21 protein-coding genes are annotated in these 24,017 nt (G+C 61.8%); 9 read left to right on the forward strand and 12 right to left on the reverse strand.

Translation table 11 applies throughout. The annotated features are described in order from the left end of the window. Positions 1-47: 47 nt before the first annotated feature. Positions 48-1,433 (forward strand): MocR-like pyridoxine biosynthesis transcription factor PdxR, encoded by a 1,386-nt coding sequence (gene pdxR, locus JFT85_RS00445; RefSeq protein WP_187602514.1) that lies wholly within the window; start codon positions 48-50, stop codon positions 1,431-1,433. Positions 1,434-1,478: 45 nt separating this feature from the next. On the opposite strand, the gene JFT85_RS00450 is transcribed toward pdxR, so the two are convergent. From JFT85_RS00450 to JFT85_RS00475, 6 genes are all read right to left on the reverse strand, one after another. Further along, the gene (locus JFT85_RS00450) at positions 1,479-2,555 is read right to left on the reverse strand and encodes a nucleoside hydrolase (protein WP_069553398.1); all 1,077 of its coding nucleotides are present in this window, start codon (positions 2,553-2,555) and stop codon (positions 1,479-1,481) included. Positions 2,556-2,583: 28 nt separating this feature from the next. Further along, complete coding sequence (locus tag JFT85_RS00455) at positions 2,584-3,894, reverse strand: MFS transporter (protein WP_069553399.1); 1,311 nt, start codon at positions 3,892-3,894, stop codon at positions 2,584-2,586. A 323-nt stretch (positions 3,895-4,217) separates the two neighbouring features. Beyond that, positions 4,218-4,850: an N-carbamoylsarcosine amidohydrolase gene (locus JFT85_RS00460; protein ID WP_078828180.1), complete on the reverse strand. Its 633-nt coding sequence runs from the start codon at positions 4,848-4,850 to the stop codon at positions 4,218-4,220. A gap of 11 nt (positions 4,851-4,861) precedes the next feature. Continuing rightward, positions 4,862-5,614, reverse strand: coding sequence for a maleate cis-trans isomerase family protein (locus tag JFT85_RS00465; RefSeq protein ID WP_069553401.1), 753 nt, complete (start codon positions 5,612-5,614; stop codon positions 4,862-4,864). 14 nt (positions 5,615-5,628) lie between these two features. Beyond that, entirely contained in the window at positions 5,629-6,426 is a 798-nt protein-coding gene (locus JFT85_RS00470) for an alpha/beta fold hydrolase (RefSeq protein ID WP_078828181.1), read from the reverse strand. After that, positions 6,423-7,556 (reverse strand): FAD-dependent monooxygenase, encoded by a 1,134-nt coding sequence (locus JFT85_RS00475; protein WP_053256242.1) that lies wholly within the window; start codon positions 7,554-7,556, stop codon positions 6,423-6,425. The genes JFT85_RS00470 and JFT85_RS00475 overlap by 4 nt, the downstream gene beginning before the upstream one ends. A gap of 305 nt (positions 7,557-7,861) precedes the next feature. Between JFT85_RS00475 and JFT85_RS00480 the strand changes: the two genes are divergently transcribed. From JFT85_RS00480 to JFT85_RS00495, 4 genes are all read left to right on the forward strand, one after another. Further along, complete coding sequence (locus tag JFT85_RS00480) at positions 7,862-8,914, forward strand: 2,5-dihydroxypyridine 5,6-dioxygenase (RefSeq protein WP_078828182.1); 1,053 nt, start codon at positions 7,862-7,864, stop codon at positions 8,912-8,914. A 189-nt stretch (positions 8,915-9,103) separates the two neighbouring features. Then, positions 9,104-9,538, forward strand: a complete 435-nt coding sequence (locus tag JFT85_RS00485; RefSeq protein ID WP_053256240.1) for a MarR family winged helix-turn-helix transcriptional regulator — start codon at positions 9,104-9,106, stop codon at positions 9,536-9,538. A 291-nt stretch (positions 9,539-9,829) separates the two neighbouring features. Continuing rightward, complete coding sequence (locus tag JFT85_RS00490) at positions 9,830-10,321, forward strand: (2Fe-2S)-binding protein (RefSeq protein WP_053256239.1); 492 nt, start codon at positions 9,830-9,832, stop codon at positions 10,319-10,321. Then, positions 10,318-13,845, forward strand: coding sequence for a molybdopterin cofactor-binding domain-containing protein (locus tag JFT85_RS00495; RefSeq protein ID WP_201228737.1), 3,528 nt, complete (start codon positions 10,318-10,320; stop codon positions 13,843-13,845). The genes JFT85_RS00490 and JFT85_RS00495 overlap by 4 nt, the downstream gene beginning before the upstream one ends. Before the next feature lie 658 nt (positions 13,846-14,503). Here JFT85_RS00495 and JFT85_RS00500 read toward each other — a convergent pair. Then, positions 14,504-15,151: a TetR family transcriptional regulator gene (locus JFT85_RS00500; protein WP_053256237.1), complete on the reverse strand. Its 648-nt coding sequence runs from the start codon at positions 15,149-15,151 to the stop codon at positions 14,504-14,506. Positions 15,152-15,310: 159 nt separating this feature from the next. On the opposite strand from JFT85_RS00500, the gene ggt reads away from it, so the two are divergent. Further along, on the forward strand, positions 15,311-17,035 hold the full coding sequence (gene ggt / locus JFT85_RS00505; RefSeq protein ID WP_053256236.1) for a gamma-glutamyltransferase: 1,725 nt from the start codon (positions 15,311-15,313) through the stop codon (positions 17,033-17,035). Positions 17,036-17,045: 10 nt separating this feature from the next. Here ggt and JFT85_RS00510 read toward each other — a convergent pair whose 3' ends face one another. From JFT85_RS00510 to JFT85_RS00520, 3 genes are all read right to left on the reverse strand, one after another. Beyond that, complete coding sequence (locus tag JFT85_RS00510) at positions 17,046-17,591, reverse strand: AAA family ATPase (protein ID WP_169875506.1); 546 nt, start codon at positions 17,589-17,591, stop codon at positions 17,046-17,048. Next, complete coding sequence (gene pnuC / locus JFT85_RS00515) at positions 17,588-18,151, reverse strand: nicotinamide riboside transporter PnuC (protein ID WP_053256234.1); 564 nt, start codon at positions 18,149-18,151, stop codon at positions 17,588-17,590. Before pnuC ends, JFT85_RS00510 begins: the two co-directional genes overlap by 4 nt. A gap of 102 nt (positions 18,152-18,253) precedes the next feature. Further along, the gene (locus JFT85_RS00520) at positions 18,254-19,888 is read right to left on the reverse strand and encodes a methyl-accepting chemotaxis protein (RefSeq protein WP_053256233.1); all 1,635 of its coding nucleotides are present in this window, start codon (positions 19,886-19,888) and stop codon (positions 18,254-18,256) included. Positions 19,889-20,117: 229 nt separating this feature from the next. Between JFT85_RS00520 and JFT85_RS00525 the strand changes: the two genes are divergently transcribed. The 3 genes from JFT85_RS00525 (at position 20,118) to JFT85_RS00535 (ending at position 22,735) form a co-directional block, all read left to right on the forward strand. Beyond that, positions 20,118-20,948, forward strand: coding sequence for an undecaprenyl-diphosphate phosphatase (locus JFT85_RS00525; RefSeq protein WP_053256232.1), 831 nt, complete (start codon positions 20,118-20,120; stop codon positions 20,946-20,948). Further along, positions 20,945-21,328 carry a DUF1294 domain-containing protein gene (locus tag JFT85_RS00530; protein WP_053256231.1) on the forward strand — a complete coding sequence of 128 codons (384 nt, stop codon included), beginning with the start codon at positions 20,945-20,947 and terminating at the stop codon, positions 21,326-21,328. The genes JFT85_RS00525 and JFT85_RS00530 overlap by 4 nt, the downstream gene beginning before the upstream one ends. Positions 21,329-21,448: 120 nt before the next feature. Beyond that, complete coding sequence (locus tag JFT85_RS00535) at positions 21,449-22,735, forward strand: amidase (RefSeq protein ID WP_201228739.1); 1,287 nt, start codon at positions 21,449-21,451, stop codon at positions 22,733-22,735. A gap of 4 nt (positions 22,736-22,739) precedes the next feature. Here the strand turns inward: JFT85_RS00535 and JFT85_RS00540 are convergent, their stop codons facing one another. Both JFT85_RS00540 and JFT85_RS00545 read right to left on the reverse strand, forming a co-directional pair. Further along, entirely contained in the window at positions 22,740-23,093 is a 354-nt protein-coding gene (locus JFT85_RS00540) for an MmcQ/YjbR family DNA-binding protein (protein ID WP_053256229.1), read from the reverse strand. Next, positions 23,090-23,998, reverse strand: coding sequence for a LysR substrate-binding domain-containing protein (locus JFT85_RS00545; protein ID WP_201228741.1), 909 nt, complete (start codon positions 23,996-23,998; stop codon positions 23,090-23,092). Before JFT85_RS00545 ends, JFT85_RS00540 begins: the two co-directional genes overlap by 4 nt. Positions 23,999-24,017 lie beyond the last annotated feature (19 nt).

A 24,017-nucleotide genomic window follows, 5' to 3' on the forward strand; every position in this document is an offset into this window, starting at 1 on the left:
GGGACATGATCAGACTCCGCTTTGTCATTCTGCCGAGCCTGTTTGCGATGTCGTCACTGCCCAAATACCAGGAAATCTACCGCCGCTTTCGTCTGGCCATTGATCAGGGTCAGCTTGGCCCGGGTGATCGCGTGCCGTCGGTGCGCAGCCTTGCGCTGGAACTCAAGGTGGCGCGGGGCACGGTGGAAGCAGCTTATCAACTGTTGGTCAGTGAGGGTTTTTTTGAGGCGCGGGGGCAGGCGGGTACCGTCATTTCCAGGGCATTGCCGCAGGTGGCGATGAAACCGCAGCCGGCCGCACTGCCGCAGGCCTCGGCAACCCCGGCGTTGCAAATGGGTCAGCCGGCGCTGGATGCGTTCCCGCGCAAGCTGTGGGCACGACTGGTCACCCGGCAGGTGCGCCGCACCGATGCCGACAGCCTGGGCATGGGCGACGTGCGTGGCGCCCAGGCGTTGCGTGTGGCGATTGCCAGCTACCTGGCGTTGTACCGGGGCGTGGAATGTACGCCACAGCAGGTATTTGTGTGCTCAGGCTATGCGGGGTGCCTGACGCTGGTGTGCGATGCGCTGCAGATGGCGGGGCAGCGTTGCTGGTATGAAGACCCGGGTTATTTGCACGCACGGCAGCTATTGATCCATCAAGGTGTTGAGCTGGTGCCGGTGCCGGTGGATCGGGATGGGCTGGATGTCGAGCAGGGCATGCAGCGTGATCGGCAGGCGCGACTGGCGGTCGTGACCCCGGCCCATCAGAGCCCCCTGGGCGTGGCGTTGAGCGGGGCGCGGCGGCAGGCTTTGCTGGCCTGGGCGCAGGAGCAGGGCAGTTGGGTGGTCGAGGATGATTACGACAGTGAGTTTCGCTACCAGGGTCAGCCGTTGGCGGCGCTCAAGAGTCAGGATGTGCAAGACCGGGTGATCCATGTCGGGAGCTTCAGCAAAATGCTGTTTCCGGGGTTGCGCCTGGGCTATCTGGTGGTGCCCGCTTCATTGGTGGAGGTGTTTGGGCGCAGTGCTGAGGCGTTGCAACAGCGCAGTGCGCAGTTATTGCAGCTAACGGCAGCGGATTTTCTGGAGCAGGGCCATTTCACCCGCCACCTGAAAAAGATGCGCCTGTTGTATGCGCAGCGCCGAGGGTTTTTAGTGGAGGCGTTGCGCGTGCATTGCGCGGCGTTTTTGCGCGTGGATGAGCAAGCCGGGGGAATTAATCTGTTGGCGCGGTTGGTGGTGGCGGTGCCGGATCACGTTGTCGCCGAGGCGGCGAATCGCGAAGGCCTTGCCCTTCAAGCGTTGTCGCAGTGGATGCTTGAACCGGGGCGCGAGCAAGGCTTGTTGATGGGCTTTACCAATGTGGTGACGGCGCAGCAGGCCAATGCGGTGGCGCTTAAGTTGTCCGGCATTCTGCAGGCGTGCCTCAATCCAACGCCGGGCCGTCCGTGACTGAAAGGATGGTCGCTCCCACGCCAGGTGGGAGCGATCCGCCGGTCAGCGTTTGACCGGGGTTGGCAATGTCACGAGGTTGACGTAGCCGTCCCAGAACTTCTGCTGATCGACGCCAAACACCACGTTGGCTTTCTGCGTACCGACCGGTGCGCCTTTTTTGTAGCCCAGTGCACGGCCGTAGTCGGCGCCGAAGGTCGCGTCTACGTCCACCCACAACTCGCGGGATTCGGTGACGATTTGCGGGTTGACCAGGAACAGTGCGGGCAAACTGTCCCAGGTAAAGCTGTGGTAGCTCGGGTCTTTGTCGAACAGCGGCCCGAACTCGTGCTGGTAGAGGTCGGCAATCGCGCCTTTCTGGGCAATCACGCGCTGGTAAACCGATTTGTCGAAGGTGACTTTCTCGCACACATCATTCGGGAAAATCACGTGTTCGATCGGTGAGCGCAACACGATCTTCGCGGCCTCCGGGTCGAACCACCAGTTGAATTCCGCCGCCGGCGTGGTGTTGCCCGGGATCTCCAGGGCGCCGCCCATGTACACGATGCGCTTGATCAGCGGCACGATGTCCGGCGCCGAGCGAATCGCCAGGGCGACGTTGGTCAAAGGGCCGACGGCGAGAATGGTCACCTGGTGCGGGTTGGCCCGCACGCTTTGCACGATGAACTGCGCGGCGGTCTCGCTGCGCAGTTGGGTGTGAGTGGCCAGGCCATCCGGTGGCGCGATCAGTTGCGAGGGCGAGGTAGGGCGCGGGTGTTTGAACGCCCCCGGCCAGCCGGCGCCAAACAACGCTTTCTCGGCCTCGTAGGTGGCGTAGTCATGCAGCAGCGGGTAGGCGGCGCCCGAGTAGACGCCCACCTCTTTTTCCACGCCCATGCGTTCCACGGCCTTGAGGGCATCGACTTGCTCCTGGTCGACCCAGGCATTACCGCTGACCAGGGTCATGCCCAGCAGGTCGATGCGTTTTTGCGCATGCAACTGGGCAAGCATGATAAAGGCCTGGCCGTCATCGTTGAGCACGTTGAAGTCGGTGTCGAAAATGACTTTTTCGGCCGCCTGCGCAGTGCCGGTACACAGGCCGACGGCGACAAACAGCGCACAGCTTTTAAGGAAAGCTTGCATGGTGATTCATCCGCAAGAATTGTTGTTGTTAACGGTTCACCAGTTTCGCCGGCAAGGCGATGACCAGGAAGCTGCTGAGGATCAGGCAGCCGGCGAAGAACCACAAGGCGCCGGCGCTGCTGCCTGTGACGTCGATCGCCACGCCCATCAACGAGTTGCTCACCAGGCCGGCGATATTCGCCAGCGAGCACGCCAGGGCGAAACCGGTAGCCGCCGCCGTGCCTTTGAGAAAGGTCGCCGGCAGGCTGAAAAACACCGGTACGGCGCCGATAATCGCGGCCGAGGCGATGGCGAACAACAGCACCGTCGCAACCACGTTGTGGGTGAAGAATGTGCTGGTGGCCATCGCTGCTGCGCCGATCAGGAACGGCACGATGATGTGCCAGCGGCGTTCACGGTGTTTGTCCGAGCTGGCGCCGATCAGCAGCATGCCGAGCAAGGCCGCCACACTCGGCAATGCGGTGAGTATGCCGATATGGAAAGTATCGGTAATGCCCGCATTGCGGATGAATGTCGGCATCCAGAACCCCATGGCATAGGCGCTGAGCAGGATCGAAAAGTCGATACCGCCGAGCATCCACACTTTGAGGTTGAAGAACCCATCGCGGAAGCTGTGCTTGCTGCCGCTTGCGTCGGCGTCGTCCTTGCGCAGTTCGCTTTCAAGCAAGGCCTTTTCCTCGTCCGACAGCCATTTGGCTTGCTGGAAGCTGTTAGGCAGCGCCCAGAAGGTCAGCACGCCGAGCAACACACTGGGCACCGCTTCAATCAGGAACAGCCACTGCCAGCCACGCAACCCGCCCATGTTGTCGAAGTGGCCCATGATCCAGCCGGACAGCGGGCCGCCGATCACGCTGGACAGCGGCAGGCCGATCATGAACAGCGCGATGATGCGCCCGCGCCGATGGGTGGGGAACCAGGTGGTGAGGTAATACAGCACGCCGGGCAAAAAGCCCGCTTCGGCGGCGCCGAGCAGAAAGCGCAGGATGTAGAACTGGGTGGTGGAGGTGACCAGCATGGTGCAGGCCGAGAGCAGGCCCCAGGTGATCATGATGCGCGCGATCCAGAGCTTCGCGCCGACCCGTTCCAGGATCAGGTTGCTCGGCACTTCAAAGAGGATGTAGCCGACGAAGAACAAGCCGGCGCCGAGGCCAAACGCGGTTTCGCTGAAGTGCAACTGGTCGAGCATCTGCAACTTGGCAAAGCCGATGTTGATGCGGTCGAGGTAGGCGGCCAGGTAGCAGAAACACAGGAATGGAATCAGCTTCCAAGTGATCTTGTGGTAAAGCGTGGTAACGGGGTCGGCGACCGTGGTCGCGGGCGCTGCATTCGCAATGGGCATTGGGGTGTCTCCCGGCGTTGGCTTATGGTTTTTATACAGCCGCTTTTGTTCGAGCACTTCGGAGTGCTGTAAAAGCGACTTCCAAAGGCAGTGTCAGAAGACTGAGATATTTCTGGTTTGGCATTGACCTGTGGCGAGCGAGCATCTGTGGGCGCTGGCTTGCCTGCGATGGCATCGGCGCGGTGTAACAGTTACACCGCAGCGTGCGCATCGCGGGCAAGCCCGGCTCCCACAGGGATCGGCTCCCATTAGGTGAATGCATTTCCAGGCCGGACCTCAGTTTTTTCAAGACCACGCTCTATGGCGCAGTTCTTAATAACGTCTTATTGCTCCCTGAACTTGCGCATCGCCTCCTGCTTGCTCACCACGTCGCCATACTTGCTGTCGATATCGAACAAGTTGGCTTCGTGGGGCGCGGGGTGTCGGTCGCCGACGCATTCGCGCACGACGATGGTGCGAAACCCGTGTTGCACCGCATCCACTGCGGTGGCACGAATGCAGCCGCTGGTGGAGCAGCCGGCCAGCACCACGGTGTCGATGCCTTGGGCGTGCAGCATCGGGGCCAGGCTGCTGCCGAAAAATGCACTGGCATATTGCTTGGTGATCACCACCTCATCGGCCCGGGGCAAGACCTCGGGGCAGAACGCCGCGAGTGGGTTGCCGTCGACCATGTCCTTCATCACCGGGGCTTTCTTGACCCAGATACCGCCGTCGGCGAAGTGGCCGGGATGGTAGCGGATATTGGTGTGCACCACCGCAATCCCCTGCTTGCGGGCAGTGGCCAACAGTTCGACGCTTTCAGTCACGGCAATTGCAACCTCGGGGGCGTATAGCGGCGCGCCTTCGGTGGTGTAGCCCTGCATGAAGTCGATCATCAGCAGCGCGGCTTTTTTGCCGAAGCCAATGCGGTTGCCCCATACGCCCTGGTAGTTGGCGTCGGCGGATTGTTCGCTCATCGCAAAACTCCTCAATACGCGCCGGAGAGCAGGGCGCCGGCCCCTGGAACGATCGGCTCCAGGTTGAGCGCCTTGAGCATGGCGTAGGTGGTGGCGATGGCGGCGGTGAGCACCGGTTTGCCGGTTTGCGCCTCGACCTTGGCCACCACCGGCAGCGACTGCATCTGCACGCAGGCCGAGAGCACGATCACGTCGACGCCTTGCAGGTTCATACCCGCGACGATGGCCGGCAGGTTGGCCGGGTCGTGGCGCGCCACGTCGAGGTTGTCGGGGATCTCCAGGGCGCGCCAGTCGACCACGTCAAAGCCTTCTTCGCGGATGTAGTTCACCACCAGCTCGGTCAGCGGCTTCATGTACGGCGCGACAATCGCGATGCGCTTGGCGCCCATGACTTTCAGGCCTTCGATCAGCGCACCGGCGCTGGTGATGACCGGGGCGTTGGCATCGTTATCCGCCGTGGCCTTGCGCAGGCGCTGCTCGGCGTTGCGGTGATAACCGAGCCCCATGGCCATGATCGCCACCAGGCAGGCGTAACCCAGCACGTCGACCTTGGCATCGGACAGTTCAACGGCGCAACGGTCGGATTCGCCGTCCATCGCCGCCAGTTCTTCTTTGCGCACTTGCTTCATGCGCATGCGGCTGGAGTGAAAGGTAAAGCGCTCGGGGCGAATCGCCTGGCGCGCGGTGAGCATCGCCGGGATCTCGGTTTCCATGGTGGTGTTGGAACTCGGCACGATCTGGCCGATGCGGTAAGGCTTCTGCATGGTGGTCTCCATTCTTATTGTGTGAGGAAGTCGCCGAGGGCGTGGAAGAAACCCTCGAGGTCATCCCACGGAATCATGTGCCCGGCGTTGGGTACGCGGGCGACCTGGATGGCCGGTTGCAGGTCCTGGATTTCGGCGACGTCTTCGTCGAGGATCACCCCGCCGCGTCCGGCCACCATCAACAGGGCAGGGGCCTTGAGGTGGGGCAGGTCCTGGTGGAAGTCCACCGTGTGAAAGTCATTGAAGGCGCGCACGATGGCGGGTTCATAGCAGGTGTGCAGCCATTCGGCGCGCAGCTGCAGTTGCTCTTGCGTCCAGGTGGCGCAGAAAGCGCGCATCGCCGCGGCATCCATCCCAAGCAGGGACTGGCGGATCGAATCGACGTACCACGGCAGTTTGCTCGGGTATTCACGCCGACCGGGGCCAGACACCGGCGGGTCGATCAGCACCACGCGGTTTACGCCCTGGGGATGTTTGACGGCACTGCGCACGGCAAAGCGCGCGCCCATGGAATGGCCGACCAAGTGGTAGCGGTCGAGGTTCAGCGCATCGGCAAACGCACCGATATCCTCGGCGCAGGTGTCCGCGCTGTAATCCAGCTCGGGGCCGGTGGACGACAGGCCGCGTCCGCGTACATCCAGCACATAGGTATCGAACTGCGCGCCCAGGCGCTGCGCGACAAACCCCCAGGTAATCGCCGGGCTGGTGATGCCCGGGATCAGGATCAGCGCCGGGCCTTTGCCGCCGTAACGCAAGTAGTGCTGGCGAATGCCATTGGCCTGGACGTTACCGCCATACAAAAAGGTGCTCACGCGGCCACCCCCGACTTCAGTTCCTGGGCGTACAGGTCATAGCCGTAGACCCAGGCCGGGTCTTCCTGGGCGCGCAGCCAGGTGTTGGCGTTGGACACCGCCTGTACGCGGGACGCGCGTTCCTTGCGGTTGGCTTCATACAGCTCGAACGCCGTGCGGTAATCGCTGATTCCGGTTTCCTGCAGGCAGCGCGTGAGCATGGCGGCATCTTCGATGGCCATGCCGGCGCCCTGGGCCATGTGCGGCTTCATCGGGTGGCAGGCGTCTCCCAGCAATACCAGGCGGCCACGGCTCCACAGCGGTAACGGGTTGCGGTTGCGCAGCGGCCACTTGGTCACGCTTTCGGTGGACTCGATCAGTGCCTGCACGGTGGGGTGATAGCCTTTGAAGGCAGCAAACATCTCTTCGCGGCTGCTGTCGACGAACGCGCCCTGGAAGTCCCATTCGGCATGGGGCACGCCGGTGACGTAGTAGTACTCGTCACGTTTGCCGGTGGTGTAATAGACCATCATGTGACGGTCTTCGGTCCACCACTTGATGCAGTCTTCGAACCTGAGGTCGTACTTGGCCAGTTGGTCGCCACGGATCAGCGCGCGGTGCGCCACCCAACCGCTGTACAGCGGTTTTTCCACGCCGAGCAGTTCTTCGCGAATCTTCGAATTGATGCCGTCGGCGCCGATCACGATGTCGGCGTAGGTCACTTCACCGTCGGCAAAGGTCAGGCGCACCTGGGTGTCGGTTTCCTCAAGGGTTTCCAGGCGCTTGTTGAAGTGCAGCGTGCCGGGTTTGAGGGTGGACATTTGCAGGGCATGCAGGTCGCCACGGTGCACGGTGATGTAGGAAGCACCGTAGCCAGTGAGGGGAATGCGCGAGAGGTAATCGCCGGTTTCGCCGCAACGGCTGAACCAGTGCTCGGGGTGTGAGCCCATCAGGTCCAGCTGTTGTTCGATGCCCATGCGGCGAAAGATTTTCATGATGTTGGGGCCCATGTGGATCCCCGCGCCCAACCGGGAAAACGCTGGCGCCTGCTCGTAGATGTCGACGTCAAAACCGGCTTGCTGCAACAGGGTGGCCGCTGCGGCGCCGCCCAGGCCGGCACCGACGATAGCGATTTTTTGTGTGCTTCCCATGGGGCGTGATCCTCTCTTGGTGATTTCGGGCGGCGTCTGTCCGCAAGGTTTTTAAAGTGTATACGCTCATTTTTTAAAATGGGAAGCCTGTGCTCGCAAAATAATTTTTGGCGCGCAATTGTCATCTGTAACGCTTTTATCCCTTTATCTGTTGGGCTTGTTTCGTATGGTAACGTTGTGGCGCGCTGCTTGCAGTCCGCCAGCAATTCAGGTCTTATCGTTATTAATTGGCGTATACGCTATAAAATTGCACTAAAGTGAAGCGCAGTGCTTGAACGTGGTGCAGCCCAACAGGAGACAGGAAAATGCCGGTAAGCGATTGCGAACTGACCCAGATGTTTGAACACGTGTTGACGCTGTCGAAGGTCGACCCGACCCAAAGCGTTGCCGTGCTCAAGAGCCATTACTCCGACCCGCGCACCGTGCGCGCTGCGATGGATGCAGCGCAGCGCCTGGGGGCCAAGGTGTATGCGGTGGAGCTGCCGGCGTTCAACCATCCCAGGGCGATGGGCAATGACATGACCGCCTACTGCGGCGATACCGCGCTCACCGGCAATATCGCCGCCCAGCGTGCGCTGGAAGCCGCTGACCTGATCGTCGACACCATGATGTTGCTGCACTCGCCGGAGCAGGAGCAGATCCTCAAGACCGGCACGCGCATCCTGTTGGCCGTGGAACCCCCGGAAGTGCTGGCGCGCATGCTGCCCACCGAAGCAGACAAGGTGCGGGTATTGGCGGCCGAGCAACGGCTCAAACAGGCGCGCTCGATTCACGTCAAATCCCGTGCCGGCAGTGACTTTCGTGCGGCATTGGGGCAATACCCGTCAGTGACCGAGTACGGTTTTGCCGATGAGCCGGGGCGTTGGGACCACTGGCCCAGCGGCTTCCTGTTCTCCTGGCCGAATGAAGAAACCGCCGAGGGCGTGCTGGTTCTGGACGTCGGCGACATCCTGCTGCCGTTCAAGACCTACGCGCGCGAGAAAATCACGCTGGAGATCGAGAAGGGCTTTATCACGGCTATTCACGGAGGTTTCGAGGCTGAATACCTGCGTGATTACATGAAGTATTTCAACGACCCCGAGGTGTATGGCATCTCTCATATCGGCTGGGGGTTGCAGCCACGGGCGCAGTGGACGGCCATGGGGCTGCATGACAAGAACGACGGCATGTGCATGGATGCGCGGGCGTTCTATGGCAATTTCCTGTTCTCCACCGGGCCCAATACCGAGGTGGGCGGCACACGCAAGACGCCATGCCATATGGACATTCCGCTGCGGCATTGTGATGTGTATCTGGATGATGAGGCTGTTGTAATAGCCGGTGACGTCGTTGCGCCAGCCGCCTCACTGGCGCGCTGAAGACCAAAGGTGGGAGCGGGCTTGCTCGCGAAAGCGGTGTGTCCGTTAGCCGATGCAGTGGCTGAACCAGCGCATTCGCGAGCAAGCCCGCTCCCACAGGGTTGTCCGGGTTTCTTCAGTGAGAAGCTTGAGTCCATGCATCATCCCCGCCATCATGCCTCCCATTGCTAATCACCCGCCGAGCCCGCCGTGCCTGATTCCTACGTTTTCTCTGAACAAGTTGGCCACCTGCTGCGCAAGGCCTACCAGCGCCACCTGGCGATCTTTCAGCAGAATGTCGGCGACTCCCAACTCACTGCGGTGCAGTTCGTCACCCTGTGTGCGCTGCGCGATCACGGTGCAAGTTCGCTTACCGAACTGGTCAAGGCCACCGCCGTAGACCAGGCGACCATTCGCGGTATTGTCGAGCGGTTAAAGGCCAAGGAGCTGATTACCCTGGAGCCGGACCCGCAGGATAAACGCAAGGTGGTCGTCGACCTTTCCGCTGCCGGTGCCGTGCTGGTAGATCAAACCGTGCCCTGCGCCGCGCAGATCAGCGAGCTGACCATGAGCAACCTCAACCCGGCCGAACGGGTGGCGGTGCTGTTCCTGCTGCGCAAGATGATCGACGATCCGCAGGAATAACTGTGGCGAGCCGGCTTGCCGCGCGTTGGGCGGCGCGGCAGCCCTGAACTAAGCCCGGCGCTGCTTTCTCAGCGCCACAGCACGCTGCCTGAATGGGGCCGCTTCGCCTCTCCACGCGAGGCAGGCCCGCTCCCCACCGCGCGTGTATGCATTCTTTGGCATCGTTTTTGCTCTCGGTTCATGTAGTAGTCACTTCACGCATCAAGTGTGTCGCAAGGCCCCAGGCCGGCGACGCTTTTTTTTGACTGTTTCGTGTAGTAGGCACTTCACCAACTGATACAGGCGAAGCGAATGATCAGCCCACTCATCACGGTAGCGCTTGAGGTCAACGGCGATACCCGAGAAGTCAGCGCCATGGCGGATACGCCGCTGTTGCTGGTGTTGCGCAATGACCTGGCGCTCAATGGCGCCAAATACGGCTGCGGCCTGGGTGAGTGCGGCGCCTGCACCGTGATCATCGATGGCGTGGCGGCGCGTTCTTGTGTGTTCCCTTTGTCGGGTGCGGCAGGGCGAGCGATCGTCACCCTCGAAGGCCTGGGCACCCGCCAGGCGCCGCACCCGGTGCAACAGGCGTTTATCGATGAACAGGCCGCGCAATGCGGCTACTGCCTCAACGGCATGATCATGACCGCCAAGGCCTTGCTCGACCGTAACCCCAACCCCAGTGAAACCGAGGTGCGCAATGAACTCTCGGGCAACCTCTGCCGCTGTGGCACCCATATCGAAATCCTGCGCGCAGTGCTGCGTGCCGCTCACCTCTTGACCGTGGATGGCCGACCATGACCGACACCCCACTTTCCCGTGACCAGTGGCTGGCCAAGGCCGGCGTGTTGCTGGTCGTCGATGATGTGCTGCCGCCTTCGGGCCCGGTGGCCAAGGGCGGCACGCCCACAGTTAAGCCCAAGGAGCTGGGGCTGTTTATTGCCGTCAACGATGACGGCGTGGTCTATGCGTTCAATGGCCATGTGGATCTGGGCACCGGCATTCGCACCTCACTCGCGCAGATCGTCGCCGAAGAGCTGGACCTGAGCCTGGACCAGGTCAAGATGGTGCTGGGGGATACCGAGCGCGCGCCGAACCAGGGCGCGACCATTGCCAGTGCGACTGTGCAGATTTCCGCGATTCCCTTGCGTAACGCGGCGGCCGAAGCGCGACGTTTTTTGCTGGCGCGGGCGGCGGGCCGTTGGGGAGTGAGTACGGGCAGCCTCAAGGTTGAAGCCGGGGTTATCCGCGCAGACGACGGGCGCAGCACCACCTACGGTGAACTGGTCAGCGGCCAGCACGACCAGTTGCGCATCAGCGGTGATGCACCGTTGAAGGCTGTCGAGGATTACCGTCTGGTGGGCCAGGGCGCTGCGCGCGTGGATATCCCCGGCAAGGCCACCGGTGAACTGACCTACGTGCACGACCTGCGCGTGCCGGGCATGCTCCATGGCCGGGTGGTTCGCCCGCCGTATGCCGGGTTGGATTGCGGGGACTTTGTCGGGAACAGCCTGCTGAGCGTGGACGAGGCGTCTATCGCGGATATCCCCGGGATCGTCGCGGTGGTGGTGATTCGGGATTTTGTCGGCGTGGTCGCGTTGCGTGAAGAGCAGGCGATCAAGGCCGCCCAAGCGTTACAGGTGCACTGGAAACCCTGGAACAACGCCTTGCCGGACATGAGTGATGTCGAGCAGGCCATCCGCGACAACCCACGGGTGCGGCGCACGGTGCTTGACCAGGGCCATGTTGATGCCGCCCTGGCCGGCGCCAGCCAGCGCATGCCGCGCAGTTACCTGTGGCCGTACCAGATACATGGCTCGATTGGCCCATCGTGTGGCGTGGCTGATTACCAGGCAACGGGCAGTCGAGTGTGGTCCGGCAGCCAGAACCCCCACCTGTTACGGGCGGATCTGGCCTGGTTGCTTGAGTGCGACGAAAGCCTGATCGACGTCATCCGCATGGAAGCCGCCGGTTGCTACGGGCGCAATTGTGCCGATGATGTGTGCGCCGATGCCTTGCTGTTATCCCGCGCGGTGGGCAAGCCGGTGCGCGTGCAACTGACCCGCGAACAGGAACACCTGTGGGAGCCCAAGGGCACGGCGCAGTTGATGGATGTGGACGGCGGCCTCAACGCCGACGGCAGCATTGCCGCCTATGATTTCGAAACCAGCTACCCCTCCAACGGCGCGCCAACCCTGGCGCTGTTGCTCACCGGCCGCGTCGAGCCGGTGGCGGCGATGTTCGAGATGGGCGACCGCACCTCGATCCCGCCGTATGACATCGAGCATATGCGCGTGACCATCAACGACATGGCGCCCATCGTGCGCGCGTCGTGGATGCGCGGCGTGTCGGCCTTGCCCAATACCTTTGCCCACGAATCCTATATCGACGAACTGGCGTTTGCCGCCGGTGTCGACCCGGTGGAATACCGCCTGCGCTACCTCAAGGATCAGCGCGCCATCGACTTGGTGAAGTCCACGGCTGAACGCGCCCGTTGGTCACCGCGCACCGCGCCGATGCAAACCGCCAATGAAGACCACCTGCTGCGCGGCCGGGGCTTTGCCTACGCGCGTTACATCCACAGCAAGTTCCCCGGTTTTGGCGCAGCCTGGGCGGCCTGGGTGGCGGATGTGGCCATCGATAAGCAGACCGGCGACGTGTCGGTAACGCGCGTGGTGATCGGCCATGACTCAGGGATGATGATCAACCCGGCGGGCGTGCAGCATCAGATTCACGGCAATGTGATCCAGTCTACCAGCCGGGTGCTCAAAGAGCGCGTGACCTTTGAAGAGTCGACCGTGGCAAGCAAGGAGTGGGGCGGTTACCCGATCCTGACGTTCCCCGAAGTGCCGCAGATCGATGTGCTGATGATGCCGCGTCAGGACCAGCCGCCGATGGGCGCCGGTGAATCGGCGTCGGTGCCGAGCGCGGCGGCAATTGCCAATGCAATTTATGACGCCACCGGCATTCGTTTTCGCGAGCTGCCCATCACGCCCGAGCGGGTCTTGGCCGCGCTGAACGCCGGGACGCTGGGCGAACCTGCCAAGTCGCCGGTAACCCGCAAAAAATGGTGGTTCGGCGCAGTGTTCGCAACCTTGGGCGCGGTGCTGGCCACAGCCTGGCCGTTTCACCCTGAAATCGCGCCGATAGCACCGCCCAGTGCCGGCACCTGGTCCAAGGCCACCCTGGAGCGCGGGCGTTTGCTGGCGGCGGTGGGTGATTGCGCGGTCTGCCATACGGCGCCGGGCGGGGCGACCAACGCCGGCGGGCTGGCGATGCAGACGCCCTTCGGCACGTTGTACAGCAGCAATATCACCCCCGACGTGAAGACCGGGATCGGCGCCTGGTCCTACCCGGCATTCGAGCGGGCGATGCGCGACGGCATTGGCCGCGATGGGCGCAATTTGTATCCGGCGTTTCCCTATACGGCGTTTCGCAATATCAACGAGGCGGACATGCAGGCGCTGTATGCCTACCTCATGTCGCAGGCGCCGGTTAGCCAGGCGCCGACGCCGAATGCGCTGAAATTTCCGTTCAATATCCGCCCGTTGATGGCCGGTTGGAATGCGCTGAATTTAAGGCGCGCAGAAATGACCCCGCAGCCTGAACGCGGTGAGCAGTGGAACCGCGGCAATTATCTGGTCAATGGCCTGGGGCACTGCGCGGCGTGCCATTCGCCGCGTAACCTGTTGGGCGCGGAGAAGGGCGGTAAGGCGTTCCTCGCCGGTGGCCGTGTCGATGGGTGGGAGGCGCCGGCATTGACCGGTTTATCGAAAGCCCCGACGCCGTGGACTGAAGAGCAGTTGTTCAGCTACCTCAGCACCGGTTATTCCGACGCCCATGGCGTGGCGGCGGGGCCGATGGGGCCGGTGGTGAGTGAGCTGTCGAAGTTGCCCAAGGCGGATATCCGCGCGATGGCGGTGTATTTGGCTTCGCTCAACGGCGAAGCGGTGGCGCAAGTGCAGGGTGTGGCAGCGGCGGCTGTGCCGAATCCGAATGGTCGTCGGGTGTTCGAAGGGGCGTGCAAGGCGTGCCATGCTGATGGCGTGGGGCCGAAGTTGTTCGGTGTGAGTCCGTCTTTGGCGAGCAATACCAATGTGCACAGTGACCAGCCGGATAATTTGATCAAGGTGATTCTGCAAGGCATCAGCGCGCCGGCGACCAAGGATTTAGGGTATATGCCGGGCTTCAAGGACAGTTTGTCCACTGCCCAAGTGGCGGATCTGGTGGCTTACCTGCGTGGGCAATTTGCGCCGAATGCGCCGGGCTGGGAAGGGCTGGAACAGACGGTTGCGCACTTGCGGGCCAATCCTGGTACTCACTGATGTTTCAAGGTGGATGACGGTCGGTTGCTTTGAGCCTGTGAGGGGGGAGGTGGATTGAGTACATATCCGTTGCTGCGGTCACGGCCACCTATGGTTCCGCTCTTACAGCGGGTCACTTTTGGCAAACGCCCCAAAAGTAACCAAAAGGTCTTTGCCCCACCACTCGGTGCCTCGCTTAGGCTCGGCATGCCCTCACGCAGGCTTGAATCCGTGGGCCGCCGCAATGGGCCATCCTTGGCCCAGTGCGGCTAACCCGGCGTCCTGCCGGGTTACCCACGGATTCAAGCCTACGTTCGGCCAGCGTGGTTAACGGGGCCTGTCAGATCAATATCAACAGCAGATCAAAGTCAAAAGCAGAGCACGGCGGCCTGACAGCCGGCCTGAGTGGTTGAAGCAGAAGCATGGCAACAGCACAGCAACAGCACTTTTACCGGATTAAATGAGTTCCAAATGTGGGAGCGGGCTTGCTCGCGAAAGCGGTGGGTCAGTCGGCTTATTTGTAACTGACCCAGCGCATTCGCGAGCAAGCCCGCTCCCACAATGTTGACCGTGTTCAGCTGCCAGCACCGCTCGACAACCAGAGCACTCAACGCGTAAGCAAAGATGTGTAGCGACCTATGGCTATCGGCAAGCCAGCACCCACTGTTTGAGCCAATTTCTACAGCGAGGTCGGCGTGACCCCGCGCACGACCAAATCGCTGATAAACCCCAGCCAATCCTGCTGCTGCCCTTTAGCCGACAGGTCTTCACCGAGGAAGGAGCTTAAGGTGTGGCGGTTGGAGTTATAGAAGTAGCACAGCGAAGCGATCATCAAGTACACGTGTTTGAGGTCGATGTCCTGACGGAATACGCCCTTGGCCTGGCCGGCTTCTATGATCGGCCGCAGCACGCCGACGGCTTCTCCTGACAGCCGGCGCATTTCGCCGGATTGCTGGGCATGTTTGCCGTGGTGGAGGTTTTCGATGCTCAGGATTGCCACGAATTCGGGGTGTTTGACGTAGTAATTCCAGATAAACGCCACCAAGTCGCGCAGCGCCTGTTCCGGCGTATTCAAGTCCAGCTTGAGTTTGCTTTCGGCTTTATTGAACTGCTCGTAGATGTGCTCCAGCACGCAGATGAACAGGTGTTCCTTGCTGCCGAAATAGTAATAAAGCATGCGGTCGTTGGAGTCGGCCGCTTTGGAGATAGTGTCCACGCGCCCACCGGAATAACCGTCGCGGGTGAACACCTGGACCGCTGCCTGCAGGATGCGCGCACGGGTCTGGTCGGCCTGTTGGGCGCGAATACCGGTCTTCTTGATCACCATTAAAAAGCGCCTTACCGACAGTCAAGGCGCGAAATATAGCATGGGCATTTTTGCGGCCGTTCTGTGACCGACAAGTTCTGTAATAAAAACGCCATTGCGCTGGGGATTGGAATCCAGTCGGGCTATTTTGGTGCGTCTTAATAACTAGAGTAGCCATGGATGAAATACCAACCCTTCAGCCGTACCCTGATTGCCACTGCACTGGTGTTGACGGTCAGCGGTGTGCAGGCCGCTTCCCAGGCCCCGGTGGCCGGTGAAAATGGCATGGTGGTCACGGCCCAGCATCTGGCAACTCATGTGGGCGTCGATGTGCTCAAGGCCGGCGGCAACGCGGTCGATGCGGCCGTGGCCGTGGGCTATGCCCTGGCCGTGGTATACCCGGCAGCGGGCAACCTGGGCGGCGGCGGGTTCATGACCGTGCAATTGGCGGATGGGCGCAAGACGTTCCTCGACTTCCGCGAAAAAGCCCCGCTGGCGGCGACGGCCGACATGTACCTGGACAAAGACGGCAAGGTCATCGACGGCCTGAGTGCCAAGGGCCATTTGGCGGTCGGCGTACCTGGCACGGTGTCCGGCATGGAAACCGCCCTGAGCCAATACGGCACCCTCAAGCGCGCCCAGGTGATTGCGCCGGCGATCAAGCTGGCGGAAAACGGTTTTGAACTGGAGCAGGGCGATATCGACCTGCTGCACACTGCCACCGGCGAGTTCGAAAAAGACCAGGACCTGCGTGCAATCTTCCTGCATAACGGCCAGCCGATGCAGGTCGGCCAGAAGCTGGTGCAGAAAGACCTGGCCAAGACCCTCAAGGAAATCTCCGCCAAGGGCACCGACGGTTTCTATAAAGGCTGGGTCGCCAAAGCGCTGGTGGACTCCAGCCAGGCCGGCAAAGGCATCATCACCCAGGCTGACCTCGACACGTACAAGACCCGTGAACTGGCGCCCATCGAATGCGATTACCGCGGTTACCACGTGGTCTCGGCACCGCCGCCAAGCTCGGGGGGTGTGGTGATCTGCCAGATCATGAACATCCTTGAAGGCTACCCGATGGCCGACCTCGGCTATCACTCGGCGCAAGGCCTGCACTACCAGATCGAAGCGATGCGCCACGCCTACGTGGACCGTAACAGCTACCTGGGCGACCCGGACTTCGTGAAGAACCCGGTCGCGCATTTGCTGGACAAGGACTACGCCGCCAAGCTGCGCGCCGCCATCGAGCCGCAGAAAGCCGGTGATTCCCAGGCGATCAAGCCGGGTGTGTCGCCCCACGAAGGCAACAACACCACGCATTACTCCATCGTCGACAAGTGGGGCAACGCCGTTTCGGTGACCTACACCCTGAACGACTGGTTCGGTGCCGGCGTCATGGCGAGCAAGACCGGGGTGATCCTCAATGATGAAATGGATGACTTCACCGTCAAGGTCGGCGTGCCGAACATGTACGGCCTGGTCCAGGGTGAGGCCAACGCCATCGCTCCGGGCAAGGCGCCGTTGTCGTCGATGAGCCCGACCATCGTCACCAAAGACGGCAAGGCGGTGATGGTGGTGGGAACGCCAGGCGGCAGCCGGATTATCACGGCGACCTTGCTGACTATCCTGAATGTCATCGACTACAAGATGAACATCCAGGAGGCCGTCGACGCCCCGCGTTTCCACCAGCAGTGGATGCCTGAGACCACCAACCTTGAGGCCTTCGCCGTCAGCCCGGACACCCAGAAGATCCTGGAAAGCTGGGGCCACAAGTTTGCCGGTCCACAGGACGCCAACCACTTGGCCGCGATCCTGGTGGGCGCGCCGTCACTGGGCGGCAAGCCGGTCGGCAACAACCGTTTCTACGGGGCTAACGACCCGCGTCGCAACACCGGCCTGTCCTTGGGCTACTAAACGCCGTCAATTACTGCAGGAGCGAGCCCGCTTGCTTCTGCAGCAGCTGTTCGACAGCGGCGAAGGCTTTGTCGCGGCGCGCCTGCCAATCCCCACGAATCACGACCACCGGCTGGCGGTGCTGTTGCAGCCAGTCCAGGCTGCCCTGGAAAAACGCCCGGCGGTCCGCCAGTTCCGGCTGACAACGCTGGCCGTCGGCGGTCCATTCCACATCCTCGGGCGACAGCAGAAGGTGCAGGTCGTATTGCCGCGCCAGCAATTCGCTGTCGAGCCATGCCGGGCAGTCGCCGAACAGGGTCTGGCTCCACAGCGTGTTGGTCAGCAGGTGCGTGTCGAGGATCAGCAGCCGGGGTTGCTGGGCGCGCGCGGCGTCCTCCCAGGCCAGTTGGCCATGGGCAATCGCAGGAATATCCGCCAGGGTGGTGTCACGCTGATAGTGGTCGATGAAATACCGCACGTATTCACCGACCATCAGCCCGCCGAAGTGTGCCTGCAGTTCCGCCGCCAGCCAGCTTTTGCCGCTGGATTCCGGGCCGGCCAGTACCACGACTTTCATGCGTGCAACGCCGGGTCGGCGCGCCATTCACGCCAGCCTTGCACGGCAATCACGGTGAACAGCGCGTAAAGCGCGGCTGTCAGGTACAGGCCTTTATAGAGGAACAGCCCCACGAAGATCACATCCACAGCAATCCACAGCGGCCAGCATTGCACGCGTTTTTGCGCCATCCACAGTTGCGCCACCAGGCTGAAGCCGGTGAGGGCGGCGTCGAGCCAAGGTTGGGCGGCATCGGTCCAGTGCGCCATGGCGGCGCCGAGCAGCAGACTGAAGACTGCGCCAACGGCCAGGCTGATCATGATCGAAGGCCAATCGAGGCTGCTGACCTGGCGCCCTTGCTTGACCTCACCAGCGCGGGTCCATTGCCACCAGCCGTAAAGTTGCAGGACGGCGTAGACCACCTGCAGCAGCATGTCGGAATAGAGTTTCACGTCGAAGAACACCCAGGTGTAAAGCAGCACCATCACCAGGCCGATCGGCCAGCACCACGGGTTCTGTTTGACCGTCAACCAGACAGCGATCACCCCCAGGGCGGCGGCGAACAGTTCAAGCCCGGACATGGCGGTTCCTTGGGGACGTGGGAGAGGGCGGCGATTGTAACTTCAAAATGCCGAAGGACCAATGTGGGAGGGCGCAAGCCGCCTCCCACAGGCTGAACGGTGCTAGACCTTGAACTGGCGCAGCAGCCCATTGAGCTGTTCACTCAATTCGCGCAGATGTGCGCTCGCCACGCTGGATTGCTCCGCCGCCAGCGCTGTGCTGTGCGACAAGCCGGCGGCCTGGGTGACGTTCTGGTTGATGTCTTCCACCACATGCGCCTGTTGCAAGGTTGCGCTGGCAATCGAGGCATTCAAGCCATTGAGGTTATGCAACGCCTGGCCGATGGCGTTAAGGCTGGCACCGGCCTGGCCGGCTTGCTCGATGGTGAGTTGCGAGGCGCTATGGCTGTCGCTGATCACCTTGACGGCCGCCTCCGAATGACCTTGCAGGCGCTCGATCATCGCCTGGATCTCTGCGGTGGATTTTTGCGTACGCTGGGCCAACAGCCGCACTTCGTCGGCCACCACGGCAAACCCACGGCCTTGCTCACCGGCGCGTGCGGCTTCGATGGCGGCGTTGAGGGCCAACAGATTGGTCTGGTCGGCGATGGAGCGAATCACTTCGAGCACGCCGCCGATCTGTGTGCTTTCACTGGACAGCGTGCGGATCACCTCGACGGCCTGGCTGATGGTGCCGGAGAGCTGGTCGATCTGCTGCATGCTGCTGTCGATGTTCACCTGCCCCTGCTGCGCCTGGGCCTGGGCATCGCGCATTTCGCTGGCGGCGTGCTCGGCGTTTTTGGCCACGTCCTGCACGCCATAGGTCACTTCGTTGATTGCCGTCGCCACCAGCTCCATCTGCTGCGACTGTTGCTGGCTGCGGTCATGGGCCTGCTGGGCGTTGGTGCCCAGCTCCGTGGAGGACTGGCCCAAGGCGTTGGCGCACACCTGCAAGTGGCTGACCACCTGGCGCAACTTGGCCGTAAAGCTGTTGAAGTGCTGCGACAGCTGGGTGACTTCATCACGCCCATGGGTGTCGAGGCTGCGGGTCAGGTCGCTTTCACCACTGGCGATGTTGGCCATTGCGTCCACCGCCGCCTGCAACGGCCGCACGATGCTGCGGGCGATCAACGTGACCAGCGCCGTCATGATCAGTGCAATGACCAGGCCGATCAGCGAGGTTTTCCACACCTGGACTTTGAATTCGGCCTGTACATCATCCACGTACACACCGGAGCCGATAATCCAGCCCCAGGGTTCGAACAGCTGGATATAGGAGGTCTTTTCCACCGGCGCTTCGGCGCCCGGTTTCGGCCAGCGGTAGTTAACGATGCCGGCGCCCTTGGCTTTGGCCAGGCTCACGAATTCGTTGAATATGGCAAAACCGTCCGGGTCGCGGATCGCCGAGAGGTTTTGGCCATCCAGCTTGGGGTTGGCCGCGTGCATGATCATCACGGGCGTCAGGTCGTTGATCCAGAAATAATCGTCGTGGTCGTAGCGCAGGCCGCGTACCGCGCTGAGGGCCTGTTTTTGCGCCGCCTCGCGGGTCATTACGCCGGTTTTCTCGAGGTTCTGGTAATAAGCCAACACGCCGCTGGCGGTTTGCACCACGTGTTGTGTCTGCTGGCTTTTGGCTTGGTAGAGGTCACCATGGATCTGCTTGAGCATCAACAACCCAAGGGTCAGCAGCATCAACACGGCGACTATCAGGATCAGCCAAAGACGGCGGCTGATCGACATGCTGCGCAAACTGTTCATCGTCCTGTCACTCCGTGCTTTTTATAATAGTGGGCGCTGCATCGACATTTACGGCTTGTCTGATAGGCTTTCGGCCTGTAATCGAAAAACCTGAGTACTCCCTGATTTTTCACGAAATTTTTGCGGCCCGATGTTGAAAATCCACACCGGGCTTTAAGTGTGCTCGTCGTCAGTGAACTATTAAAAAGACAGACAAGGCATGCCGTCGCGCATGACCTTTGGGGGAAACATGGACTTTTGGACCGCCATACAGGCATTGATTCTTGGCGTTGTGGAGGGGCTGACGGAGTTCCTGCCGATTTCCAGCACCGGGCACCAGATCATCGTCGCCGACTTGATTGGCTTCGGCGGCGAACGCTTTGAAGCGTTCAACATCATCATTCAGTTGGGCGCGATCCTGGCGGTGGTGTGGGAGTTTCGACGCAAGATCCTCGACGTGGTGATCGGCTTGCCGACCCAACGCAATGCCCAGCGCTTCACTGTCAACCTGATCATCGCAGTGCTGCCGGCGGTGGTGCTGGGGGTGATTTTTGCCGACCTGATCAAGCATTACCTGTTCAACCCGATCACCGTGGCCACCGCCCTGGTGGTGGGTGGCGTGATCATGTTGTGGGCCGAGCGCCGCCAACATGCGGTGCACGCTGAAACGGTGGACGAAATCACCTGGAAAGACGCACTCAAAGTCGGTGTTGCTCAATGCCTGGCGATGATTCCGGGGACCTCGCGTTCCGGCGCCACCATCATTGGCGGCCTGTTGTTCGGCCTGTCACGCAAAACCGCGACCGAATTTTCGTTCTTCCTGGCCATGCCAACCATGGTCGGTGCGGCGGTGTACTCGGGCTACAAGTACCGTCATCTGTTCCAGCCCGATGATGTGCCGGTGTTTGCGATTGGTTTTGTCACGTCGTTCATCTTCGCGATGATTGCGGTCAAGGCCTTGCTCAAGTTCATTGCCAACCACAGCTATGCAGCCTTTGCCTGGTATCGAATCGCGTTCGGCCTGGTGATCCTGGCGACCTGGCAGTTTGGCTGGATCGACTGGACGGCGGTCAAGCCATGACCATTCAGTACCCGCGCCTGAAGGCGTTGCTCTTTGTGGTGTTGTGCGCCGCGCCGCTGATCGGCGCGACGCTGGTGTGGTACCGCGGTGAGTCGGTGATTCCGCTGGCGGCCTACGGCGTCGTCAGTGTGGTGGCGTTTTTTCTGTACTGGGGTGACAAGCGCAAGGCGCAATCGGAGGGCCCGCGCGTTCGCGAAAATATCCTGCACGCCGTGGAGCTCGCGGGCGGATGGCCAGGGGCGCTGATTGCCCAACAAGTGTTTCGCCACAAGACGCGCAAAGTGTCTTACCAGGTGCTGTTCTGGGTGATCGTGTTGCTGCATGAGGTGTTCTGGCTCGATCAACTGTTCCTGGGCGGCACGCTGCTGGCGCTGTTGTAGGGGGGAGGCGCTTGGGATGTACTCTGCCAGCCTGCGCCAAGCGCCTCACGCAATCGACGATATGCATCAGCGAAACACCGGCTTTTTGCTCAAAGCACCGAGCGCATAGGGGGCACACGGATGTCTTTATCCGATTCATTGCTACGCCATTCGGCTACCGAGCTTGGCGCGTTGATTCAACAGCGCAAGCTCTCATCTACCGCCATTGTCTGCGCCTACCTCGCACGTATCGAGGCGCTCAACCCGTCGATTAATGCCTTGGTTCAAGTGTGTGCCGAGGCGGCGCTGGCGGGCGCATGGGCGGCCGATCGTGCAGTCGCCAACGGTGAATACTGGGGCGCGTTACACGGCGTTCCTTTTACGGTCAAAGATGTTTTCGACACGCGTGGCGTCGTGTCGGCGGTGGGTTTGCCGGAGCGGGCTCATTACCGGCCGGAACAGGACGCCACCGTCGTGACGCGCATGAAAGCAGCCGGCGCCATTTTGCTTGGCAAAAGCAACTGCCCGCCAGGTGGCGGTGGCGGCGTCACCGACAATCCGGTCTACGGCGCCACGCGCAACCCGCACGCGCTTGCCTATAGCCCCGGCGGCAGCAGCGGTGGCGAAGCGGCGGCGATTGCCGCTGGGCTTTCACCGTTGGGGCTGGGCAGCGACTCCGGTGGCAGCTTGCGCGTCCCCGCGCATTTTTGTGGTGTCTGCACGTTAAAACCCACCAGCGGCCGCGTGCCTAACACCGGTGTTTTCGATCACCTGGGCGGGTTGAGTGACTATCGCAGTCAGATCGGCCCGATGGCCCGGCATGTCGAAGACCTGGCCTTGGCGCTACAGGTCATTGCCGGTGAGGATGGGGTCGATGCCGGGGTGATTCCGATGCCGCTGCGCGGTATGCAAACTCAAACGCTGAAGGGGTTGCGAGTCGCCTGGTACAGCGATGGTGGCATTGAGCCCGTTGACGCGCTCACGCACACCACATTGCAGGCGGTCGCCGATCTATTGGACGCTGAGGGCGCCTTGATCCGCCCGGCCTTCCCCTCGGCGTTGAGCAATGCCCGTGACATTACCGAACGCTATTGGGCAATGAGTCAAGGCTCCGGCGCGCAGTCGATCCAGCTGTTTTCAGATTGGGATCAGTTCCGTACAGCCATGCTGGGGTTCATGGCCGACTACGACATTATCCTGTGCCCTGTCGATGCCGCGCCGGCGACCCAACTGGGAGAGACGCGGCCAGGGCTGTTCAGTCACACGCTGCCTTATAGCTTGGCGGGTTGGCCTTGTGTGGTGGTCCGGGCCGGAACGGATAGCGCGGGTTTGCCGGTTGGCGTGCAGATTGTCGCGCGACCTTGGCACGAGCCTGTCGCGTTGGCAGCAGCAGCGGCCATTGAGCGCGCGCTGCCGTTCACGCGTTGAGGTGTCACGCAAGCTTGAGTCCCACCTGGGTGCGCTTGGGCAGCTTGCTGACGACTAACTGGTGTGAGCGTTGCAACAGGCCACGCAGTTCCTCGGCGTTGAGCGGGTAGGGCGTGTTCATGATGATCCACTGCGCCCGCGCCAGGTAGGGCGCCGGGTGGATGCCGGGGCGGTCCACATGGCCCAGGAACAGGTCTTTGTCGACCTTGAACGCCAACGAATCGCCGCGCAGGTTCTGCACGGCAAACATCTTGTTGCCGGCGATGGAAAACACCCGCACGCCGCCCCATTTGTAGTCTTCGCGCGCGCCGGGCAGGCTCAGGCAGAAGGTGGCGACTTGTTCTTCGGTCATTTTCATAGCAAGCGGTCTCCGCAACCCTTGAAGGCTTCTTCCAGGTAGTCGATCCAGGCACGGATGGCCGGCAGGACGCCACGCCGGTGCGGGTAGACCGCCTGCAGCCAGCCGCCGGGTGACGACCACTGCGGCAACAGCTGCACCAACTGGCCGCTGGCCAATTCCTCTTCGCAATACATCATCGGCAGCACGGTAAAGCCCAGGCCCTTCATGGCGCAGGCTTTGCGCACGATGAAATCGTCGATACCCAGGCGGGCTTCCAATGCCAGGTCTTCGGTGTTGCCTTGCGGGTCGATCAGGCGCAGGTGCACCAGGCGGTCGGCTTCCAGGGCACCGAGCACCGGCAGTTGCTTGAGGTCGTCGAGGCTGTCGATTTGCCGCCCCTGCATGAACTCAGGGCTGGCGACGAGGATCGTCTGGGCCTGGCGCAAGCGCTTGGTCACCAGCAGTGGGTCTTCATCGCCCAGTTCGCGCACGCGCAGGGCCACGTCGATGCCCTCGGCCACCAGGTCGACACGGCGGTTGACCAGGGTCATTTCCAGTTGCACAAGCGGGTGCGCAGCCAGAAAGCCGGCGACCATGTCCGGCAGCATGTGCTGGGCCATGCCCACCGGGCAACTGACCCGCAAGCGCCCGCGCGGTTCGCTGGACATGCTGGCCACGGCTTCGTCGGCCATTTCCGCTTCGAGCAACATGGCCTGGCAATGGCGCAGGTAGCGCTCACCGACGGCGGTAAGGGTCAATTGGCGGGTGGTGCGCTGCAACAGGCGTGCACCGAGGCGTTCTTCCAGCTCGGCAATGCATCGCGACAACCGTGACTTGGGAATCCCGAGCAGCCGCCCGGCCGCCGCAAAGCCGCCGGCTTCGACGACTTTGGCAAAATAGTAGAGGTCATTGAGGTCTTGCATGGTCAACCCGTTGTCCTGT

It is taken from the genome of Pseudomonas sp. TH04 (assembly GCF_016651355.1).
Taxonomy (GTDB): domain Bacteria; phylum Pseudomonadota; class Gammaproteobacteria; order Pseudomonadales; family Pseudomonadaceae; genus Aquipseudomonas; species Aquipseudomonas fluorescens.

What these genes read in the sequence shown, in the direction of transcription:
- pdxR (WP_187602514.1), top strand. Translation starts at nt 48, where the DNA reads ATGTCGTCACTGCCCAAATACCAGGAAATCTACCGCCGCTTTCGTCTG.
- JFT85_RS00450 (WP_069553398.1), bottom strand. Translation starts at nt 2,555, where the DNA reads ATGCAAGCTTTCCTTAAAAGCTGTGCGCTGTTTGTCGCCGTCGGCCTG.
- JFT85_RS00455 (WP_069553399.1), bottom strand. Translation starts at nt 3,894, where the DNA reads ATGCCCATTGCGAATGCAGCGCCCGCGACCACGGTCGCCGACCCCGTT.
- JFT85_RS00460 (WP_078828180.1), bottom strand. Translation starts at nt 4,850, where the DNA reads ATGAGCGAACAATCCGCCGACGCCAACTACCAGGGCGTATGGGGCAAC.
- JFT85_RS00465 (WP_069553401.1), bottom strand. Translation starts at nt 5,614, where the DNA reads ATGCAGAAGCCTTACCGCATCGGCCAGATCGTGCCGAGTTCCAACACC.
- JFT85_RS00475 (WP_053256242.1), bottom strand. Translation starts at nt 7,556, where the DNA reads ATGGGAAGCACACAAAAAATCGCTATCGTCGGTGCCGGCCTGGGCGGC.
- JFT85_RS00480 (WP_078828182.1), top strand. Translation starts at nt 7,862, where the DNA reads ATGCCGGTAAGCGATTGCGAACTGACCCAGATGTTTGAACACGTGTTG.
- JFT85_RS00490 (WP_053256239.1), top strand. Translation starts at nt 9,830, where the DNA reads ATGATCAGCCCACTCATCACGGTAGCGCTTGAGGTCAACGGCGATACC.
- JFT85_RS00495 (WP_201228737.1), top strand. Translation starts at nt 10,318, where the DNA reads ATGACCGACACCCCACTTTCCCGTGACCAGTGGCTGGCCAAGGCCGGC.
- JFT85_RS00500 (WP_053256237.1), bottom strand. Translation starts at nt 15,151, where the DNA reads ATGGTGATCAAGAAGACCGGTATTCGCGCCCAACAGGCCGACCAGACC.
- ggt (WP_053256236.1), top strand. Translation starts at nt 15,311, where the DNA reads ATGAAATACCAACCCTTCAGCCGTACCCTGATTGCCACTGCACTGGTG.
- JFT85_RS00510 (WP_169875506.1), bottom strand. Translation starts at nt 17,591, where the DNA reads ATGAAAGTCGTGGTACTGGCCGGCCCGGAATCCAGCGGCAAAAGCTGG.
- pnuC (WP_053256234.1), bottom strand. Translation starts at nt 18,151, where the DNA reads ATGTCCGGGCTTGAACTGTTCGCCGCCGCCCTGGGGGTGATCGCTGTC.
- JFT85_RS00520 (WP_053256233.1), bottom strand. Translation starts at nt 19,888, where the DNA reads ATGAACAGTTTGCGCAGCATGTCGATCAGCCGCCGTCTTTGGCTGATC.
- JFT85_RS00525 (WP_053256232.1), top strand. Translation starts at nt 20,118, where the DNA reads ATGGACTTTTGGACCGCCATACAGGCATTGATTCTTGGCGTTGTGGAG.
- JFT85_RS00530 (WP_053256231.1), top strand. Translation starts at nt 20,945, where the DNA reads ATGACCATTCAGTACCCGCGCCTGAAGGCGTTGCTCTTTGTGGTGTTG.
- JFT85_RS00535 (WP_201228739.1), top strand. Translation starts at nt 21,449, where the DNA reads ATGTCTTTATCCGATTCATTGCTACGCCATTCGGCTACCGAGCTTGGC.
- JFT85_RS00540 (WP_053256229.1), bottom strand. Translation starts at nt 23,093, where the DNA reads ATGAAAATGACCGAAGAACAAGTCGCCACCTTCTGCCTGAGCCTGCCC.
- JFT85_RS00545 (WP_201228741.1), bottom strand. Translation starts at nt 23,998, where the DNA reads ATGCAAGACCTCAATGACCTCTACTATTTTGCCAAAGTCGTCGAAGCC.